Origin of the sequence: Catellatospora paridis (assembly GCF_009720365.1) — a bacterium.
GTDB lineage: Bacteria > Actinomycetota > Actinomycetes > Mycobacteriales > Micromonosporaceae > Catellatospora > Catellatospora paridis.
Map to the genome: position 1 here is coordinate 72,088 of NZ_ML769312.1, position 19,403 is coordinate 91,490.

18 protein-coding genes are annotated in these 19,403 nt (G+C 70.7%); 14 read left to right on the forward strand and 4 right to left on the reverse strand.

Features of this window, described 5'->3' with window-relative positions; genetic code table 11:
• Positions 1-10: 10 nt before the first annotated feature.
• The 3 genes from F9C41_RS41730 to F9C41_RS00225 all read right to left on the reverse strand — a co-directional run bounded on the left by F9C41_RS41730 (position 11) and on the right by F9C41_RS00225 (position 4,632).
• The gene (locus F9C41_RS41730) at positions 11-934 is read right to left on the reverse strand and encodes a ricin-type beta-trefoil lectin domain protein (RefSeq protein WP_155384540.1); all 924 of its coding nucleotides are present in this window, start codon (positions 932-934) and stop codon (positions 11-13) included.
• A gap of 50 nt (positions 935-984) precedes the next feature.
• On the reverse strand, positions 985-3,240 hold the full coding sequence (locus F9C41_RS00220; RefSeq protein ID WP_155384541.1) for a hypothetical protein: 2,256 nt from the start codon (positions 3,238-3,240) through the stop codon (positions 985-987).
• Positions 3,241-3,321: 81 nt separating this feature from the next.
• Positions 3,322-4,632: a uroporphyrinogen-III synthase gene (locus F9C41_RS00225; RefSeq protein ID WP_155384542.1), complete on the reverse strand. Its 1,311-nt coding sequence runs from the start codon at positions 4,630-4,632 to the stop codon at positions 3,322-3,324.
• 262 nt (positions 4,633-4,894) lie between these two features.
• Between F9C41_RS00225 and F9C41_RS00230 the strand changes: the two genes are divergently transcribed.
• The 7 genes from F9C41_RS00230 to F9C41_RS00260 all read left to right on the forward strand — a co-directional run bounded on the left by F9C41_RS00230 (position 4,895) and on the right by F9C41_RS00260 (position 12,855).
• A complete protein-coding gene (locus F9C41_RS00230) occupies positions 4,895-6,082 on the forward strand; it encodes an ABC transporter ATP-binding protein (RefSeq protein WP_230689165.1) in 1,188 nt (395 codons plus the stop codon).
• An 83-nt stretch (positions 6,083-6,165) separates the two neighbouring features.
• Entirely contained in the window at positions 6,166-7,476 is a 1,311-nt protein-coding gene (locus tag F9C41_RS00235) for an ABC transporter substrate-binding protein (protein WP_155384544.1), read from the forward strand.
• The gene (locus F9C41_RS00240; protein ID WP_155384545.1) at positions 7,476-8,894 is read left to right on the forward strand and encodes an ABC transporter permease; all 1,419 of its coding nucleotides are present in this window, start codon (positions 7,476-7,478) and stop codon (positions 8,892-8,894) included. The genes F9C41_RS00235 and F9C41_RS00240 overlap by 1 nt, the downstream gene beginning before the upstream one ends.
• The gene (locus tag F9C41_RS00245; RefSeq protein ID WP_230689166.1) at positions 8,891-9,811 is read left to right on the forward strand and encodes a carbohydrate ABC transporter permease; all 921 of its coding nucleotides are present in this window, start codon (positions 8,891-8,893) and stop codon (positions 9,809-9,811) included. The genes F9C41_RS00240 and F9C41_RS00245 overlap by 4 nt, the downstream gene beginning before the upstream one ends.
• A gap of 193 nt (positions 9,812-10,004) precedes the next feature.
• Positions 10,005-10,487, forward strand: coding sequence for a sigma-70 family RNA polymerase sigma factor (locus tag F9C41_RS00250; RefSeq protein ID WP_196279553.1), 483 nt, complete (start codon positions 10,005-10,007; stop codon positions 10,485-10,487).
• 175 nt (positions 10,488-10,662) lie between these two features.
• Entirely contained in the window at positions 10,663-12,438 is a 1,776-nt protein-coding gene (gene treS / locus F9C41_RS00255) for a maltose alpha-D-glucosyltransferase (RefSeq protein ID WP_155384547.1), read from the forward strand.
• A 219-nt stretch (positions 12,439-12,657) separates the two neighbouring features.
• Positions 12,658-12,855, forward strand: coding sequence for a hypothetical protein (locus tag F9C41_RS00260; RefSeq protein ID WP_155384548.1), 198 nt, complete (start codon positions 12,658-12,660; stop codon positions 12,853-12,855).
• Between the two features lie 92 nt (positions 12,856-12,947).
• Here F9C41_RS00260 and F9C41_RS00265 read toward each other — a convergent pair whose 3' ends face one another.
• The gene (locus F9C41_RS00265; protein WP_230689167.1) at positions 12,948-13,334 is read right to left on the reverse strand and encodes a winged helix-turn-helix transcriptional regulator; all 387 of its coding nucleotides are present in this window, start codon (positions 13,332-13,334) and stop codon (positions 12,948-12,950) included.
• Positions 13,335-13,528: 194 nt separating this feature from the next.
• Here F9C41_RS00265 and F9C41_RS00270 point away from each other — a divergent pair, with 194 nt between their 5' ends.
• The 7 genes from F9C41_RS00270 (at position 13,529) to F9C41_RS00300 (ending at position 19,402) form a co-directional block, all read left to right on the forward strand.
• Entirely contained in the window at positions 13,529-14,512 is a 984-nt protein-coding gene (locus F9C41_RS00270; RefSeq protein WP_155384549.1) for an NADP-dependent oxidoreductase, read from the forward strand.
• 46 nt (positions 14,513-14,558) lie between these two features.
• Positions 14,559-15,323 carry an SDR family NAD(P)-dependent oxidoreductase gene (locus tag F9C41_RS00275; protein WP_155384550.1) on the forward strand — a complete coding sequence of 255 codons (765 nt, stop codon included), beginning with the start codon at positions 14,559-14,561 and terminating at the stop codon, positions 15,321-15,323.
• A 175-nt stretch (positions 15,324-15,498) separates the two neighbouring features.
• A complete protein-coding gene (locus tag F9C41_RS00280; RefSeq protein WP_155384551.1) occupies positions 15,499-16,524 on the forward strand; it encodes a DUF4331 family protein in 1,026 nt (341 codons plus the stop codon).
• A 436-nt stretch (positions 16,525-16,960) separates the two neighbouring features.
• Positions 16,961-17,731, forward strand: a complete 771-nt coding sequence (locus F9C41_RS00285; RefSeq protein WP_155384552.1) for an ABC transporter ATP-binding protein — start codon at positions 16,961-16,963, stop codon at positions 17,729-17,731.
• Entirely contained in the window at positions 17,728-18,489 is a 762-nt protein-coding gene (locus F9C41_RS00290; protein ID WP_155384553.1) for an ABC transporter permease, read from the forward strand. Before F9C41_RS00285 ends, F9C41_RS00290 begins: the two co-directional genes overlap by 4 nt.
• Before the next feature lie 233 nt (positions 18,490-18,722).
• Entirely contained in the window at positions 18,723-19,049 is a 327-nt protein-coding gene (locus tag F9C41_RS00295) for a PadR family transcriptional regulator (protein ID WP_155384554.1), read from the forward strand.
• Complete coding sequence (locus F9C41_RS00300) at positions 19,046-19,402, forward strand: DUF1048 domain-containing protein (RefSeq protein WP_155384555.1); 357 nt, start codon at positions 19,046-19,048, stop codon at positions 19,400-19,402. The genes F9C41_RS00295 and F9C41_RS00300 overlap by 4 nt, the downstream gene beginning before the upstream one ends.
• Position 19,403 lies beyond the last annotated feature (1 nt).

Genomic DNA, 19,403 nt, shown 5'->3' on the forward strand with positions numbered 1-19,403 from the left:
CCGGACCCGGTCAGCGCATCGTCCACTTCTGGTTGCTGCTGCCCATGCACGTCCACAGCTGGGTGCCCGTGCCGTTGGCGGTGCCGTGGTCCCGGACGTCCACGCACTTGTCGGCCTGGCGCCCGACGAGGTCGTGGGCCGTGTTCAGGGTGAACCGCTGGGCGCTGCCGCCGTTGCAGCGGGCCACCTGGATGACCGTGCCGTTGGCGGTCGAGGCCCATGCCGCGTCCAGGCAGAAGCCACCGGTCCGGATGGTGCCGTCCGACTTGATCGTCCACTGCTGCTGGCTGGAGCCGTTGCAGCTCCACAACTGCACCGGGGCGCCGTCGCGCGCGGCCGCCTGCAGGCACTTGCCTGACTCGTGGCCGACGATCGGCCGTCCGCTCGGCGCGGCCGGGGACGGCGACGGGCGCGGGGGCGGGGGCGGCTGAGCCACCGGCTTGGCCGAAGCGCTGGGCTGCGGAGCCGTCACGGCGTTGGTCGGCGGCTTCGCGGTGGCGCTCGGGCGGGGCTGCTGAACTCCGGCCGGACGACCCGTTTGCGGCGGCCGGCTCGGCGCGGAAGGATCCGGCGAGCTGCCGGGTGATCCCGCGTCGAGCGAGGCGGCGGGCCCCGGGGTGGCGGTAGGCCCCGCGGTGGCGGTGGGCTCGGTGGGGTCGGTAGGCAGCGGTGCGCCGGGCAGGTCGAGTCCGTTGCCGGCGGTGGAACGGGTCGGCACCGGATCGGCCAGCGAAGGCCCGTTGCCGGTTCCGGTCGCCGCCACCACGGCGGCGGCGGTGACAAGAACCGCGCCGAGGCCGGCGGCGAGGGCGAGCTTGGGACTCCACGCACCGGCCCGCCGGTCGGCGGGGCCGTCCATCGCGGCCAGCAGGTACGGGCGTGGCGCGCCCTCCGGCACGTCGAGGGTGTCGTCGGCGTCTTCCTGGTGGGTCACGGGTCGTCCTCGGGTTCGGTTGACAGGGTCGTCCGGCGGGCCGCGCCGGGCTAGCGGCGGCGGGCCGCGTCGGCGCGCAGGCTTTCCAGGACCTGCTCGGTGGACGGGCCGCCCGCATCGGGACCCGCGAGTTCGCGCAGCAGCACCCGGCGTACGCCGTCGGGGCCGGTGGCGGTGTCGAGCACCGTGAACACGGTGCCCGGTGCGAACAGGACCTCGTCACGGTCGGAGAGCACCCCGGGGCGCCGCCCGGTGAGCGAGTACACGGTGAACCCGTCGTAGCGGTCGCCGTCCGGAGCCTGCCCGCCCGCCCGCAGCAGGCCGGGGCTGATAAGGACGTCGCCCGCCCGGTGCGGGACCGGGTCGGCGGGAGCCCAGGCGCGCACCGGGCCCAGCGCGGTGGGCAGCCGGTTCAGGCCGCTGAGCAGGCAGGCACGCAGCGCGGGTTCGGTGCCGGTCCGGTCCGGTCGCAGCGTCGCCGCGACGGCGACCAGGTCGGCCACGACGGCGTCGGCGGATTCGTCGACGCCGGGCCGGATGCCCGGCAGCCGCACCAGCAACTGGGCGACGTCACGGGCGTGCACGTCGTACCGGGCGCCCAGGTGCTCGCGGACGCGCCGCTGCTCGTGGACGTTGCTGCGGCGGGGTGCGGGTGCGGGCACCGCGCCCGGCTGGCGGCGCAGCGGCGGCATCGGTGGCAGCGCGGCCGCCGCCGGAGCCGTCGGCGCGGTGGACACCGCCGGTGGCGGAGCCGCGTCGCGGGCGGTCGGCCAGGCGGTGGAACGTCGTGTGGTGCTCGGCGGGGCGGGCTCGGGTTCCGCCGTCCGGTGCCCCGGCGGCGGGGGTGCCGGCACCTCGGTGGCCTGCGGCTGCGACGGTGGCGCGGCGGCGGACGCGCGTGGCACGGTGACGGCCGCCGCGGACAGGGTCGCGGGCGCGGCGACGGCTGCCGGGGCCGACCCCACCTGCGGGGCCGTCAGCAGCGGCGGAGCCGGGGGCACCTGGGGTGCGGACACCACCGGCGGCACGGCCGGTACGGCGGGCGCGGTCAGCGGGGCGGGTATCGCGGAGTTCACCGGTGCGGTCGCGTCCGGGTCATGGTCCGTGGGCTGCTGGCGGTGCCGGGCGGATCGCGGGTCGGCCTGCGGGGCGGTGGCCTCGGTGCGCTGCTCGAAGCGCAGGCTCTCGCGGATGTCGGCGGGCAGGCGCGCGGCGAGCAGCCGGGCGAGGTCGTGGGCTTCGGCACCGGTCACGTCGACGAGGAAGGTGGCGCCGCCGTCAGCTGGGCGCAGCCGCACGTCGTCGCCGTGCGGGGCGTCCGCCTCGCGCAACCAGTAGCCGCCGCGTACGACCTCGACGAGCCACCGGTCGCCCACGTCCTCGACCGGGCGGCCCGTCACCAGCTGTCCCGAGGTGGGGCTGATCCACGAGTCGATCCGGGGCGCCGGCTCGTCGGCCAGGTAGGACATCGTCTGTGCGACGGGCCGGGGCCCGGTGCGACCGGCGGCGTCGACGGGCACGTGGTAGGTCGTGCCGCGCGAGCGCACCGGCAGCCCGGCCGTGCGTCCGACGGTGACGCGCAGCTCCGTGCTGAGCCGCCCCGCCACCGTGTCGAGCAGCGAACCCCAGGGGCCGTACGGCATCAGCACCAGCCCGCCCAGCGCGGTGCGCGGCAGGCGGCTGAGCCAGCGGTACACCTTGCGCGGCGACGGCGGCTCGCGATCGGGCTGCCCGACCAGCACCACCACGCGTTCGGCGTCGACCTCGATCGCGTACGCGGGGTCGTCCGGAGGCAGCGGCCGACGATGGGGGCGGTGCAGCCAGAAGCCGGCGGGCAGGTCGTGCGCGACCAGGCCGTGCAGCCGGCCGAACGGCTGCCGGGGCAGCGGGACCTGCCACTGCGGGGCCGGATGGCGGGGCGCGCCGATGTCGCGGGCCCGCTCGCCCGGCCGGTGCAGGCGCCAGGAGTGGGCGCGGGGCCGCCGGACGACGAACAGGGAGCCCGGACCGACGAGCATGGTCGGTCCCAGCGGTGCGACGACGTCGATGCTCAGCCGGTCGGCGAGCTGCTGGGCGATCGGCCCCGTCCCGGCCGCGGAGCAGGCGAGCCGGATCGAGGCCGCCCTGGGCAGCTCCGCACCGATCAGGCGGGCCACCGGCTCCGGCGACAGCGGGGCGTCCCCGGCGAGCAGCACCGTGTGCCGGTCACGCTCGGACGGCAGCGCCTCGACCAGGTGGCGCGGAAGCCCATCGTCCACGCCGATCACCAGCGTGTGCCCGTACCAACGGGCCGTCAACTCGCTCATCGCAGGGCCTCCTCGGCCGACATCGTCCCCCGCCGAGTGGCGGACGGGGAGGCCCATACGGGGCCCATTCGGTCAGCGCGGTCAGTGCTGGCGCGGTTCCGCCATGGGGAACTCGTCCTCGTCGTGACCGGCAGGACTGTGCTCGACCAGCCGATACCCGCGCTTCATCACGGTCTGGACCAGCTCGACGCCCCGCAGCGCGCGGCGCAGCCGCGACACCGCCATCTCGATCGCGTGGTCGTCGGCGCTGGCCCAGAACGGCAGCTGCCCGCGCACCTCGGCGGGGGACAGCACCCGGTCGGGGTGGCGGGCCAGCACGCGCAGCACGGCCATCGGCCCCTGCTGCAGCGTGATCAGCTCGCCGTCGAGCAGGACGGCCTCACCGCGGATCTCCAGGGTGTGCCGGTCGGCCTCCAGGCGGTGCGCCCGCTGCCGCAGCGCGTCCCGTACGGCGGCCGTGAGCTGCTCCGGGTAGGGGGCCGCGGCGACCTGCACGGGGATCTTCAGCTCCCGCAGCGGTGCGGCGGTCAGCGGGCCGAGGCAGACCGTGGCCACGTCGGAGGTGAGGGCCTGGCGCAGCTCGTCGAACTGGTCGCAGGTGCGGGCGTGCCACAGCAGGCTCCGGACGGCCTCGGCACTGGTCAGCGTGATCGCGTCGACGTGGCGCCGGACGATCTGGTTGACCAGGCGGCGCATCGTGTCCGGGCTGATCGAGGGCAGCACCTGGAACGTCGGCACGGCCACCACCTCGTGCCCGGCCTCGCTGAGCGTATGGGCCAGCTCGTGCATGGCCGGGGTGTACAGCTGCAGCGCGATCGTCTGGCCCGGTGGCAGCCGGTGGCGCAGGTGCATGACCAGGCCGTCGGTGGTGTTGTCCACCGCGGACGAGATGTCGGTGAAGCCCAGGGCCCGCAAGGCGTCGGCGCAGCGGGGATTGCTGGCCAGCAGCCTGGCGTGGCCGAACCTGGCCAGCAGCGGCACGTCCAGCCGCCAGCTGCGCGCGGCGGCCATCCAGTAGTTGAACTCGACCGCGGCGGTGACCACGAGGTGGTCGATGGGGCTGGTCAGGCAGGCCATGGTGGCGCGCTGGAGGGTTTCCTCCACCGGCTGGGCCAGCGTGCGCACGGACTGCACGCTGACGACCCGGGCGCCCTCGGCCGCCAGGTCCGCGGCCATGGGGTGGCGGCGCAGTTCGCTGATCACGGCCACGGCGAAACCCGCCAGCGCGCCGACGGGCGGCGGATCTGGCGGGCGTTGCCTGGCTCGTGTCGGCACGGGACCCTTCCGGCGGCGTTGAGGACACTCCTTAATACGCGTCGCGCGGCGGCTCGGATTGGCCGCCCCGCCGGTTTTTCGCCCCCGGGCAAACCGCCGACGAAATGTTTCCGGCATGTTTCCGCTCGTTCACCAGACGGAGCATGCCACGAGTCGCAAATAGATGGTTCTTGACCGTTATGCCCGGCGAGATGGGTCCGTTTCGAGGGAAAGGACGGTGCACGGCCGCCCGTCCGGTGAGCAACAAGGCGGTTACGTTTCACGTTGCGCACAGGTGTTCCGTAACCGAAGCGCCACCCGAACACTGACTGGCGACAACGACTCCCGCCACGGACATCGATCCCGGCGGGGTCCACCACTGACATGTCGGGAGAGGCGTGTGGCTGAGGTCGCGCTCGCCGAGATAGGCAAGCGGTACGCAGACGGCACCAGGGCGGTCGAGAATCTGAGCCTGCAGATCGCCGACGGCGAGTTCCTCGTCCTGGTCGGCCCGTCAGGCTGCGGCAAGAGCACCGCACTGCGCATGATCGCCGGACTCGAGGACATCAGCGAGGGCACCCTGCGCATCGGTGACCGCGTGGTCAACCGGGTGCCGGCCCGCGACAGAGACGTCGCGATGGTGTTCCAGAGCTACGCGCTCTACCCGCACCTCGACGTCTACGACAACATCGGCTTCGGGCTGCGGCTGCGGGGCATGCGGGACAAGGAGATCGCACCCCGGGTCAACGCGGTCGCCGACACCCTGGGGCTCACCGAACACCTGCGGCGGCGTCCGGCGTCGCTGTCGGGCGGCCAGCGCCAGCGCGTCGCGATGGGCCGCGCGATGGTGCGCGAGCCTGCCGTCTACCTGATGGACGAGCCGCTGTCCAACCTCGACGCCAAGCTGCGGGTGCAGATGCGCGCCGAGATCGGCCGGATCACCCGGCGCACCGGCGTGACCACCGTCTACGTCACCCACGACCAGACCGAGGCGATGACGCTGGGCGACCGCGTGGCGGTCATGCGCAAGGGCCTGCTGCAGCAGGTCGCCGCCCCGCAGGAGCTCTACGACAACCCGGTGAACATGTTCGTCGCGGGCTTCATCGGCTCGCCGCCGATGAACCTCGTCGAGGGCGTGTTCACCGACGACGGCGGCGTGCTGCGGCTCGCGCTGGGCGAACGGAACCTACGGGTCGACGACGCCCTGCTGCACACGAAGCCGGGGCTGCGCGCCTACCTGGGCCGACGCGTCGTGGTCGGGGTACGCGCCGAGGACCTGCGCGACGCCGCGCTGGACCGGGCCGACGAGGACACGGTCCTGACCGCCGAGGCCGAACTGACCGAGGCGCTGGGCTCGGACCTGTACGTGCACTTCAGCCTGCCCGTGCCCGCGGTGGTCAGCGAGGACACCCGCGAACTGGCCCGCGACGCCGGCGCCGAGCCGCAGCACGAACGGGCCGACCGGACCGCGGTCGTGGCCCGGTTCAGCCCGCGCTCCACGGCTCGGGCCGGTGACCGGATCTCCGTCGCCGTCGACACCGCGCGACTGCACGTGTTCGACGCCGACACCGGTCGCAGCATCCACTGAATCGACTTCCGGCTGCCGGGGCTCCTACCCCCCGGAAACCAGTCGGACAGAGGTACCGCTTCTTCTCCAGAAGGGAATGTTAGATGAGAATCAGTCTGCGCGCAGCCGCGCTGGCCTCGGTCGCCGTCCTGGCCGCCGCCGGGTGCAGCGGCACGGCCGACCCCACCACCACCGGAGGCGCCGGCCCCCTGGCCGGCCAGTCCCTGGAGGTGGCCGGCACCTGGTCGGGCACCGAGCAGGAGAGCTTCCAGCAGGTGCTGGACGCGTTCGCCACCAAGACCGGCGCGACGGTCAAGTACACCTCCGGCGGCGACGACCTCGCCGCGCTGATCAACAGCCGGCTGGCCGGCGGCTCGCCGCCGGACGTGGCGCTGATCCCGCAGCCCGGCGTCGTCAACGAGTTCGCCCGCAAGGGCGCGATCAAGGAGCTGACCGGCGAGGCCGCCACCGCGGTCGCGGCCAACTTCTCCCCGGCCTGGCAGCAGCTCGGCTCGGTCGACGGCAAGCTCTACGGCGTCTATTTCAAGGTCGCCAACAAGTCGGTGGTCTGGTACCGCACCGACAAGTTCGCCGAGGCCGGCGTGCAGCCACCGGCCACCTGGGAGGACTTCGTCAAGGTCACCAAGACCCTCGCCGACGCGGGCATCTCGCCGATGGCGGTGCCCGGCGGCGACGGCTGGACGCTGACCGACTGGTTCGAGAACGTCTACCTGCGGGTCGGCGGCTCGGAGAACTACGACAAGCTGTCCCGCCACGAGATTGCCTGGACCGACCCCACCGTGGTGCAGACGCTGCAGCTGCTGGGCCAGTACTGGGGCGACGCCAAGGCGGTGCAGGGCGGCGCGAAGGGCGCGGTCCAGCTGAAGTTCACCCAGTCCATCGCGGACGTCTTCGGTGAGAAGCCGCAGTCGGCGATGCTGTTCGAGGGCGACTTCGTCGCTGCGGAGATCAACAAGCTGGGCAAGGTCAAGGTCGGTGAGGGCGCCAAGTTCTTCGACTGGCCGGCCGTCAACGGCTCGAAGCCCGCCGTCGTGACCGCCGGCGACCAGGCCGTGGCGTTCAAGGACAGCCCGGCGGCCCAGCAGCTGATCGCCTTCCTGGCCTCGCCGGAAGCCGCGAAGATCATGGCGGCCAAGGGCGGGTTCCTGTCGGCGAACAAGAACCTGGACACCAAGGCCTACCCCGACCCGACCACGGTCGCGCTCGCGGAGTCGGTGGTCAAGGCAGACCTGCTGCGCTTCGACCTGTCCGACCTCACGCCGCAGACCTTCGGCGGCGGCACGGGAGCCTCGATGTGGCGTCTGCTGCAGGACTTCCTGACCAACCCGGCCGACCCGGCCGGCACCGCCGCCAAGCTCGAGGCAGCCGCCAAGAAGGACTTCGGAGGTAAGTGATGACACGCGCGTCCGAGCCGGTCGGCGAGGTCGTCACAGCGGTCGCTGTGCACGGCTCGCAGGCACCGGTCGACGGCCAGACCCCGACGGCGGCGCCCCGCGCCGACCGGCCGGGCGCGCCCGGCGCGCGGTCCGCGCGCCGGGAGGGCCAGCCCTGGAAAGACAAGCTGACCAGCGTCTGGTTCCTCGCCCCCGCCGTGATCGTCCTGCTGACCCTGGTGGCGTACCCGATCGTCTACACGGTCTGGCTCAGCCTGCACAGCTCCGACGGAGCCTCCTTCGTCGGCATCGACAACTACGTACGGATGTTCACCGCGCCGGAGACCCGCCACGCCATCGTCAACAACATCGTCTGGGTCGTGGTCGCGCCCTCCCTGGTGACCGCGATGGGCCTGGTCTTCGCCGTGCTGATCGAACGGGTGCGGCTGGCCTCGGTGTTCAAGGCCGTGGTCTTCATGCCGATGGCGATCTCGTTCCTCGCCGCCGGGGTGACCTTCCGCATGGTCTACGACGAGAGCCCCGACCGCGGCCTGCTCAACGCGGCCGTGGTGACGGTGCACGACGCCTTCAGCCCGCCGTCGCAGTACTTCGGCGCACGGCCCCGCGACGGCGCGCCGCTGACCGAGGCCGCGGGCGGCTTCGAGACCACCGCGACCACGGGCACGACCGTGCTGATGCCGCTGGTGGGCTTGCCGCAGGACCGGGTGCCCGCCGACGCCGTCCCGGCGGCGGCCCCGCCGGGCGGCGGGTTGGCCGGGGTGGTGTGGCTGGACTTCACCCCCGGCGGCGGAGGCACCGCCGGGGTCATCGACCCGGTCGAGCGCGGACTGCCGGCCATCACGGTCCAGGCGCTGCGCGACGGCGCCGTGGTGGCCACCACGCAGACCGGCCCGGACGGCAGGTTCGCCTTCGCCGGGCTCGCCGACGGCGGCTACACGGTGCGGCTGAGCCCGGACAACTTCACCGCCCCGTTCAACGGGGTGACCTGGCTCGGGCCGTCGCTGGTGACCCCGTCGATCATTCTGGCCTACATCTGGATCTGGGCGGGCTTCGCCATGGTGCTGATCACGGCGGGCCTGTCGGCGATCCCGCGCGACGCGCTGGAGGCGGCCCGGGTCGACGGCGCCTCCGAGTGGCAGGTGTTCCGGCGGGTGACCGTGCCGCTGGTGCGCCCGGTGCTGGTCGTGGTGCTGGTGACCCTGACCATCAACGTGCTCAAGATCTTCGACCTGGTGATGGTGCTGGCCCCGGAGTCGTCGCAGGACGACGCCAACGTGATCGCCCTGCAGATGTACCGGGTCTCGTTCGGCGGGGGACTGGACTTCGGGCTCGGCAGCGCGCTGGGCGTGCTGCTGTTCCTGCTGGTCCTGCCGGCGATGTTGTTCAACATCCGACGCATGCGGAGGGAGCAGAGGTGAGCGTCGACATCGATACGCGGGTCCCCGATCTCGTGCCGGCCGGGGTGGCCCCGACCGGTCCGCCGCGGCGCAGCCTGGTCTCCCGGCTGGTCGGCCGGCTGGGCAGCACGGCGGTCAACGTCGTGGTCGCGGTGCTGGGCGTGTTCTGGCTCGCGCCGGTCGTCGGGCTCGCCGTGGCCAGCCTGCGCACCACCGCTGACAACAGCTCCACCGGCTGGTGGACGGTGCTGACCGAACCCTCCCGGCTGACCCTGGACAACTATGCCGCGCTCATGCGCAACGAGAGCGTGCTGCACTCGCTGTGGAACACGGTGCTCATCACCGTGCCGTCCACGGTGCTGGTGGTGGTGCTCGGCGCGCTGGCCGCGTACGCCCTGGCCTGGATCGAATTCCCCGGCCGGGACTGGCTGTTCGTGCTGATCGTGGCCCTGATCGTGGTGCCCGTGCAGGTGGCGATCATCCCCGACGCCAAGCTGTTCGGCTCGCTGGGCGTCTACGGCAGCATCGCCGCCGTGATCGCGTTCCACGTGGCGTTCGGGCTGCCGTTCGCGATCTTCCTGCTGCGCAACTTCTTCCTGGCCATCCCGAAGGACCTGCTCGAGGCGGCCCGGATGGACGGCGGACGGGACTTCACCATCTTCCGCCGCGTGGTGCTGCCGATCGGCTGGCCCGCGATCGCCTCGCTGGCGATCTTCCAGTTCCTGTGGGTCTGGAACGACCTGCTGGTGGCGCTGGTCTTCGCGACGTCGGACAACGCGCCCATCACGTACACCCTGCGCGAGCAGATGCGTGCCTTCTCCTCCAACGTCGACGTGATCGGTCCGGGGGCGTTCCTGTCGATGGTGGTGCCACTGGTGGTGTTCTTCGCCTTCCAGCGGTACTTCGTCCAGGGTGTCCTGGCCGGCTCGGTCAAGTGACACGGCGTGCCGTGGGCGTCCGGCCGGGACCGGACCGGCCGCCCACGGCGTCACGCTCACGCGGCAGCACCACCGGGCCAATCCGGATCAAGCCAGTAGAGAGGGGTACGTGTTGCCTGTCTTGACGAACGAGCGGCCGTCGGCGTGTGCCGACAGGGCGGCGCCGGACCAGCCCCTGCCGGCGGACGTGCGGATGCAGGCGATCTGGCACGCCTACGCGGACCCCCTGCTGCGGTTCCTGCAGCGGCTGAGCCAGGGCCGCCAGCACCTGGCCGAAGACCTGCTCCAGGAGACCCTGATGCGGGCCTGGCGGCACATCGACAACCTGCCCGACGACGTCGAGTCCCTGGGTCCGTGGCTCTACACGGTCGCCCGCCGCGTCGCGATCGACGCGGCGCGGGCCAGGCAGGTGCGCCCGACCGAGATCGCCTTCAGCGACACCGGACGCGAGCCGGTGGCCGCCGACATGTTCGACAGCGTGGTGGCGGCGCAGGTCATCCGCGGCGCGCTGCCGCGGCTGAATCCCGAACACCGCATGGTGCTCGTCGAGCTCTACCTGCGCCAGCACTCCACCCGCGAGGCGGCGCTGCGACTGGGCATACCCGAGGGCACCGTCAAGTCACGCGTGTACTACGCCCTGCGGGCGTTGAGTGCGATAGTCGGCGCCGCCGAATGAGACGGCGCCCGTAGCCGACGCGCCCGCGTCCATCCTCTCCCCACCCCCCGGGGATGGACGTTCAGCGGCGTGTCCACCGCGATGCGGGGCAGGGTCGGTGCCCTGCCCTGCCCCGCATCGCCTCCCGGTCGCCACCTCCGCGGCCGGCGTCCCTCCACACCATCTGGAACGCCTGATGACAAACGACGCCACCCCACCCCTGCCGGCCCGGCTCCCCCGGGAGATGCCCGTCGAACGCGACTGGTTCAAGCACGCCGTCTTCTACGAGATGCTCGTGCAGGCCGGACTCGACTCCGACGGCGACGGCCGCGGCGACCTGCCCGGACTGACCCGCAAACTCGACTATTTGCAGTGGCTCGGGGTCGACTGCGTGTGGCTGCCGCCCTTCTACGACTCGCCCCAGCGCGACGGCGGCTACGACGTCCGCGACTACTGCCGCATCCTGCCCGAGTACGGCACGCTCGACGACTTCGTGACGTTCGTCGACGAGGCACACCGCCGCGGCATCCGCGTCGTCACCGATCTGGTGCTCAACCACACCTCGGACACCCACGACTGGTTCCAGCGGTCGCGGCAGGACCCCGCCGGGCCGTACGGCGACTTCTACGTCTGGCGCGACACCGACACCGAGTACGCCGACGTGCGCGTCATCTTCAGCGACACCGAGGCGTCGAACTGGACCTTCGACCACGTCCGCAAGCAGTTCTACTGGCACCGCTTCTTCTCCCACCAGCCCGACCTCAACTACGACAACCCGGCCGTACGCGAGGCGATGCTGGCCGTCGTACGGTTCTGGCTGGAACTCGGCGTCGACGGATTCCGGCTGGACGCGGCGACCTACCTCTACGAGCGCGAGGGCACCGACTGCGCGAACCTGCCGCAGACCCACGCCTACCTCAAGGCGATCCGCGCGATGATCGACGAGCAGTACCCGGGACGGATCCTGCTCGCCGAAGCCAACCTGTGGCCGGAAGACCTGATCGACTACTTCGGCGACCCGGCGGCAGGCGGCGACGAGTGCCACATGGCGTTCCACTTCCCGCTGATGCCGCGCATCTTCATGGCCGTGCGCCGCGAATCACGCCACCCGATCTCGGAGATCCTCGCGCAGACCCCGGTGCTGCCGTCCGGCTGCCAGTGGGGCACGTTTCTGCGCAACCACGACGAACTCACGCTGGAGATGGTCACCGACGAGGAACGCGACTACCTCTACGCCGAATACGCCAAAGACCCCCGGATGCGGCTCAACGCCGGCATCCGCCGCCGCCTGGCGCCGATGGTCGGCAACGACCGCAACCAGATCGAGCTGTTCACGTCGCTGCTGCTGTCGCTGCCCGGCTCCCCGGTCGTCTACTACGGCGACGAGATCGGCATGGGCGACAACATCTGGCTGGGTGACCGCGACAGCGTGCGCACCCCCATGCAGTGGACCGCCGACCGAAACGCCGGCTTCTCCACAACCGACCCCGGGCGGCTCTACCTGCCCGTCAACATGGGTCCCGTCTACGGCTACCAGGCCATCAACGTCGAGCAGCAGATGGAGCAGCCTGCCTCCCTGCTGCAGTGGACCCGCCGGATGATCGCCCTGCGCAAGCAGCATCCCGCACTCGCGGTGGGCACCTATGAGGACATCGACGCGGCCAACCCGGCGGTGCTGGCGTTCCTGCGCCGCCTGCGGGAGGACGACACCGACGAGGTGGTGCTGTGCGTGCACAACCTGTCGCAGTACCCGCAGCCGGTGCGGCTGTCGCTGGGGGACCGCTTCGGCGGCTGGGCCCCGACGGAGCTGACCGGCGGCACCAGGTTCCCGCAGGTCGACCAGGACCCGTACGTGCTCGCTCTGCCCGGCTACGCCAGCTACTGGTTCCAGTTGGCACCGGTGGCGGTGTCGGCCGCCGGCGGGCAGGCGGTTCCGGCACCGGCGGACGGCCGGTTGGCACCCGCGACGTAGGGAACAGGCGGATCGGCTGAACCGACGTACCCGGCGGGACGTAATACATTACTGGCGGGTACGCCGGGCAGTCGAGCGTGAGGAGGGTTTGTGGAAGGCCGAAGGGTGCCGCGACGGGCCGGGCCGGGCTGGGGGTCGTCCCGACGCCCGCTTTCCCGGCGGGTGCCGGAACCGCCGGGACCGGGCGGCGCTGCGTGCCCCGCGGACACCGGCCCGTCCATGGCCGGGCTCTATCTGATCGGCGCGCTGCCCGCGGAGCAGACCCAATCGTATGAGGGGCACCTGCTGCACTGCCCCGCCTGCCAGACCGACTGCGACCAGATCGGCCCGGCAGTCGACGCGCTGGCGACCCTGCGGGTGGGCGACGCCGCCGAGCTTGCCGAACAGAGTCCGCTCGCCGGTGACGACCGCCCCTGAGGGACTTGGACCGGGCCGGCTTCGCGCTGTTCCAACAAGCGGTCAGCGCCGTGGTCGGCCAAGCGGCGCTGCGGCCGGCCATGCCGCGCGAGCTAAGAGGCGTCGAAGGATTCCCGCGATTGCTGGATGCCGGCGGCGTTGTCGACCGCCCAGCGGGCGAGGTGTCGTGCGACGGCGAGCAGGCTGATGCCGCGCGGGGTGAGCGCGTAGTCGACGCGCAGGGGTTTGGTGTCGTGAAGGGTTCGGGTGACCAGCCCGTCGCGTTCCATGCCGCGCAGGGTGGCGCTGAGCATACGTTGGGTGATGGGCTCGCTCAGCCGGCGGAGCTCGTTGAAGCGCTTCGTGGAGTGCCCCAGCTGGCAGATGACCACCACGGACCACTTGTCGCCGATGCGTTCCAGGACGTCTCGCACCAGTTCGCGGCCCTGACCGCAGAGCACCAGTTCCTGTTCGCTCATGGAGGTGGTCGGGTGTGCCATGAGCACCAGTATATGGCGTATACCAGGTGCCGACCTGCGACCCAGTTGGTACCTCCGGCGATACCAGGGCACTTTGAAGTGCCTTCTTGTCGCTCTTGCCGGGATTGCGCACACTCGAAGGACGGTACGGATCCGGTACCTGGTACGTGATGGAAACCACACGTGAGCATTGAGCCACTCATCGGGGGAAGATCATGAAAGCTGTCGGTCTGCACGAGTTCGGGGGACCGGAGGTGCTGAGGGTCGTCGACGTGCCCGAACCGCACGCCGGCCCAGGCGAAGTCCGGGTCCGCGTGCACGCTGCCGCCGTCAACCCGGCGGACACGCTGCTGCGCAACGGCACGCAGGAATGGGCCCTGGAAGGGGTGCCCGCGCCGTACGTGCCCGGGATGGACGTCGCGGGCGTGGTCGACGAGATAGGCCCCGACACCGACACCAGCCTGCGCACCGGCGATCCGGTGATGGCCATGCTGCTGCCGTTCCTTCCCGCCGACGACGGATCGGTCGCCTACCGGGGCGGCGGCTACGTCCAGTACGCGGTCCTGCCGGCGAAGTCGGTGGTCCGCGCCCCGGACGGGTTCAGCCACGAGGCCGCGGCGACGCTGCCGATGAACGGCCTGACCGCGCTGCTGGCCTTCGACCAGCTGGCGCTGCCGCCCGGCTCGACCCTGGCCGTGATCGGGGCCGCCGGGGCGCTCGGCGGATACCTCGTCCAGCTGGCCGCCCACGCCGGGCTGACCGTGATCGCCGACGCCGCCCCAGCCGATGAGCAGCTCGTCCGCGACCTCGGCGCGACCGAGGTCGTGCCCAGAGGCCCCGAGGTCGTCGACAGCATCCGGGCGCGGTATCCCGACGGCGTGGACGCGGTCGCCGACGTGGCGCTGTTCGGGCCCCGGCTACTCGGCGCCGTCCGCGACGGCGGCACCTTCATCCGGTTCCGGCAGACCGAGGAGCCCGGCGGCTACCCCGCCGACAGCACCCGCGGCATCAAGGTGCTGTCGCCGTTCGTGCCCGAATACGACGGCCGCACCGACAAGCTGGACGAGATCCGCCGCCTGGCCGGCTCGGGCGTGCTCACGCCCCGGATCGCCGAGGTGCTGCCCGCAGACCAGGCATCGGATGCCCACCGCCGGCTCGAGGCAGGCGGGGTACGCGGGCGGTTCGTCCTGACCTTCTGACAACAGTCCGACGCATCCGAAAGACACATCCGAAAGAGGAACAACCGTGTCCGCACGCTTCACTGACAAAGTCATTTTGATCACCGGCGCCACCTCCGGCATGGGCCGGGCCGTCGCCGAGCGGGTCGCCGCCGAGGGTGCCAAGGTCGTCTTGGCCGCCCGCGGCAAGGACGCCGGAGACGCCTTCGCCGCGCAGTTGCGCGCAGCCGGACACGACGCGCTGTTCGTGCCCACCGACGTCACGGTTGCGGCCGAGATCGCCGAACTGGTCCGGCAAGCCGTCGAGCGCTACGGCCGGCTCGACGGCGCGTTCAACAACGTCGGCGCCGCCACCGCATACGGCCCGATCGCCGACATCGACGCCGATGCCTGGCGCGCAGACCAGGCGCTCAACCTCGACAGCGTCTTCTACGGACTCAAGTACGAGATCCCCGCGATCCAGGCGGCCGGTGGCGGCTCGATCGTGAACAACTCGTCCAACCTCGGCGTCACCGGCGCGCCCGGCATGGCCTCCTACAGCGCCGCCAAGCACGGCGTCGTCGGGCTCACCCGTTCGGCTGCGCTCGACACGGCCACTTCGGGGGTTCGGATCAACGCGCTTGTGACCGGCGGAGTCGACACGCCGCTGCTGCGCGGCGCGATGGGCCCCAACCCGGAGGAGGCCATCAAGGCCGCCGGTGCGATGCACCCGGTCGGACGGATCGCGCAACCGGAGGAGATCGCCGCGTTCGTCGCGTTCCTGCTCAGCGACGAGGCCAAGTTCATCACCGGCGCGGCGCTCGCGATCGACGGTGGCATGACCGCACGTTGACCGCCAGTGTCATGATCGCGCAGCTCGGCTGCACGCGTATCCGTATTTAGCGACCTTCCGGACACTCACCCTGCCCACTCGCCCGCCATGGTGTGGGGAATATCCGGGTTCCGGAGGTGGGGGATGAGCTGCGTTGTTAGGTTCGCAGGGTCTGCCTGAGGACGGAGGTGCTGCCATGTCTCACCATCTCGACACGCCGCTGGCCCGCCAGAACGGCCGGCTCTATATAGACGATCTTTACGTGTTTCAGGGTGACGGGTCGACGGTCCTCATCATGGACGTCAACTCGACCATCACCGGCCCGGACGTGCAGGCGGGACTGCACCCCGAGGCGCGCTACGAGTTCAAGGTCCATGTCGGCGGCGAGGCGTTCGAGTCGCTGACATTGCGGATCGCCGCGGAGGGCGAACCCGACGCGCAGGGGCGCCAGCAGATCACCGTGCACAGCCTCACCGGTGACGAGGCCCGGGACGACAGCGCGACCGGCACGCTGCTCGTACGCGGCCCGACCGGTGAGCAGATCTCCGGCGGCGGCGTACGGGTGTGGACCGATCGTGTCGCCGACCCCTTCTACATCGATCTCGACCAGCTGTTCACCATCAACGCGGCGGTCGCCAAGGGCACCGCGGTCGACAGCGCGAAGTGGGACCCGAAGCAGGCGAAGAACTCGTTCGCGAACACCACTGTGCAGGCGATCGTGGTGGAGGTCTCCCACGAGCATCCGATCCTGCGGCCGGGCGCGCAGGTGGGCGTGTGGTGCTCCACGAAGCTGGCCACTGACGCGGGCGGCTGGCGGCAGATCAACCGGGCGGGCCACCCGATGATGTGGCCGATCTTCTGGCCCACGGACACGGATTTCTCGAATCCGGCCAACGACCGCCATCCTTCGGAGGACCTGGAGGGCGCGGGCAAGTACCTAGCCGACCAGGTCAGTGCCGTCCTCGCCGCGCAAGGCGACGTGGCCGATCCGCAGGGGTACGGCTGGACGGTCGCCCGGCGGCTGTTCCCGGACGTGCTGCACTACGAGGTCGGCACCCCGGCGACGTTCGGGTTCGCCGGCATCAACGGCCGCACCCTCGCCGACTTCGCCCCCGAGGTGATGTTCTCCCTCGTGCTGGGCCGGGCCACGCCGGGCGCACTCGGCCCGTCGACCAACGAACAACTCCGCACTTCTGCCTTCCCTTACGTCGTCAAGCCGTAGTCCAGAGCCAGCCCGCACCGCTGGCGCGCGCCGACGATGACGCTGCGGGCTGTGCCGGCAACCAGGCCAGCGCCACCCGCGCCACGCTGACCTCGTGTCGGGCGGCGACGGCGCGCAGGACCTCGAACACGTCGTGACCCCGTTCACGGTCCGGCGGAAGCCACGAAGCCGTTGAGATGGCGCGTTGCCGATACGCCCAATGCCCGGCCTCGTTCACGTCAGGGGTGAACGCAACAGACTCATCGCCCGGGTTTCAGCTCGCCCCAGGTATTCAGTGTTGCTAGGTACCGGTAGTCAGTGTTACTTTATACCGGTACCTAGCAACGCCGAGTAGCCGGAAGGAGGGCGTTCTATGGGCAGGCTGACCTACGCCGCCCTCAAGGGCTTCGGTTTCACTCCCGCCAACGTCATCGTCGAATAAGAAGAGGCACCCCCCATGCAGACCCCACCCCCCGCGATCCAGGTCAAGGGATTGCGTAAGTCGTACGGAAAGCTCGAGGTCCTCAAAGGTGTGGACTTCAGTGTCGCCCCGGGCAGTATCTTCGCGTTGCTGGGTTCCAACGGCGCCGGTAAGACCACGGTCGTGCGTATCCTGTCCACGCTGCTCAAACCGGACGCCGGCACGGCGAGCGTGGCCGGGTTCGACGTGGTGGCCCAGGCCGGGCGGGTCCGTGAGTCGATCAGCCTGACCGGCCAGTTCGCCGCGGTCGATGAGATCCTCACCGGCCGGGAGAACCTCATCATGGTCGCCAGGCTGCGGCAGGTGAGCAACCCCGGCCAGGTCGCCGACGACCTGCTGCGACGCTTCGACCTGACCGACGCCGCGGCCCGTCGGGTGGCGACCTACTCCGGCGGTATGCGCCGCCGCCTGGACATCGCGATGAGCCTGATCGGCGGGCCGCCGGTCATCTTCCTCGACGAGCCGACCACCGGTCTGGACCCCGAGGCCCGCCTGGAGGTGTGGAAGGAGATCCAGGCCCTGGCCGACAGCGGCGTCACCGTGCTGCTGACCACCCAGTACCTGGAAGAGGCCGAAAAGCTCGCCGACCGGATCGCGATCCTGCACCAGGGCACGATCATCGTGTCCGGCACCCTGGCCGAACTGCGCCAGCTGCTGCCCGCCGCCAAGGCCGAACTCGTCGAACGCCAGCCCACCCTCGAGGAGATCTTCCTCGCCATCATCGGAAACAAGGAGGCGCGGGTATGAGCGCGCACGTGCTCAGCAACACCGGAGTGATGCTCGGGCGGTCCATCCGGCACGTGACCCGCAGCATGGACACCATCATCACCGTCACGATCATGCCGATCGCGTTCATGCTGCTGTTCCGTTTCGTGTTCGGCGGCGCCATCCAGACCGGCTCCGGCAACTACACCAACTACCTGATGCCCGGCATCCTGCTCATCGCGATCTCCAGCGGCATCTCCTACACCGGCTTCCGGCTGTTCAACGACATGCAGAGCGGCATCTTCGAACGCTTCCACTCGATGCCGATCGCACGCTCGGCGGTCCTGTGGGGCCACGTGCTCACCTCGCTGGTGTCCAATGCCATCTCCGTGGTCGTCATCATCGCCGTCGGTCTGCTCATGGGCTTCCGCACCTCGGCGGGAGTGCTGGAATGGCTGGCCGTGGCCGCGATCCTGGCCCTGTTCACCCTCGCCCTGACGTGGCTGGCGATGATCGCGGGACTGGCGGCGTCCTCGACGGACGGGGCCACCGCGTTCTCGTACCCGCTGATCTTCCTGCCCTTCATCAGCTCGGCGTTCGTGCCCACCGCCACGATGCCGGGTCCGGTACGGGCCTTCGCCGAGAACCAGCCGGTCACCTCGATCGTCAACGCGATCCGGGCGCTGTTCGACCAGCAGCCGGTCGGCACCGACATCTGGATCGCGCTCGGCTGGTGCGCAGCCATCCTCGTGATCGCCTACGCGTTCGCGATGCGGGTCTACCGCCGCAAGGTCGCCTGACCTGACCGGACCGGTCGCCTGACCTGGCCGGACCGGCCGCCCATGACCACCGGGCGACCGGTCCGGCATACCGATGGTTGCCCGGCTCCTGCCAGTGGGCGGATCGTCTCAGCGTGGCGAACCGCGTGGGGAGGTGGCGGCATGGCGAGCAGCCGCAGACCATCGTGGTACTAAGTGATACTGTATAGTGGTACTCGGTGTTACGGGGTACCCGGTGGCGAAGAGAGGCCGCTATGGAAAATCTGACAGAGATGCTGAAGGGCACGCTCGAGGGTTGCGTTCTCGAAATTGTCGGTGGCGAGGAGACCTATGGGTACGCCATCACGCGCCGACTGAACGACCTCGGCTTCGCCGACGTCGTCGAGGGGACGGTCTACACCATCCTGCTGCGACTGGAGAAGAACGGACTCGTCCAGGTGGCGAAACGACCATCCGAGGTAGGCCCGCCGCGCAAGTTCTACTCGCTCAACGACGCCGGCCGCGAAGAACTCGCGATGTTCTGGGCGAAATGGCAATACGTCTCATCACGCATCGACAGCCTCAAGGAGGGCGGCAGGTGAACTTCTGGGAAACCATCACAGGCAGCGATCTCACCAGGGAATGGAAGGCGTTCGAGGTCCGGGCGCAAGCATTGCCGGCCGACTACCAGGCGGCCTGGGAACAGATCAAGAACAACCTCTACCCCTATGGCGATTTCACCGGTCGCAACCTGTTGCCGATCCTCGACTCCGCCCTCGGGCTGCTCGAGGAGACATCGGCCGACGGGCAGAGCATCCACGAGGTGCTCGGCGACGACATCCCAGGCTTCTGCACGGCGCTGGCCGGCGGGGAGGGGTCCCGCACCTACCGCGACCGGTGGCGCGAGCAGTTGAACAGGAACGTCGCAAGAAAACTTGGCCGGCTAGGAGGCTGAC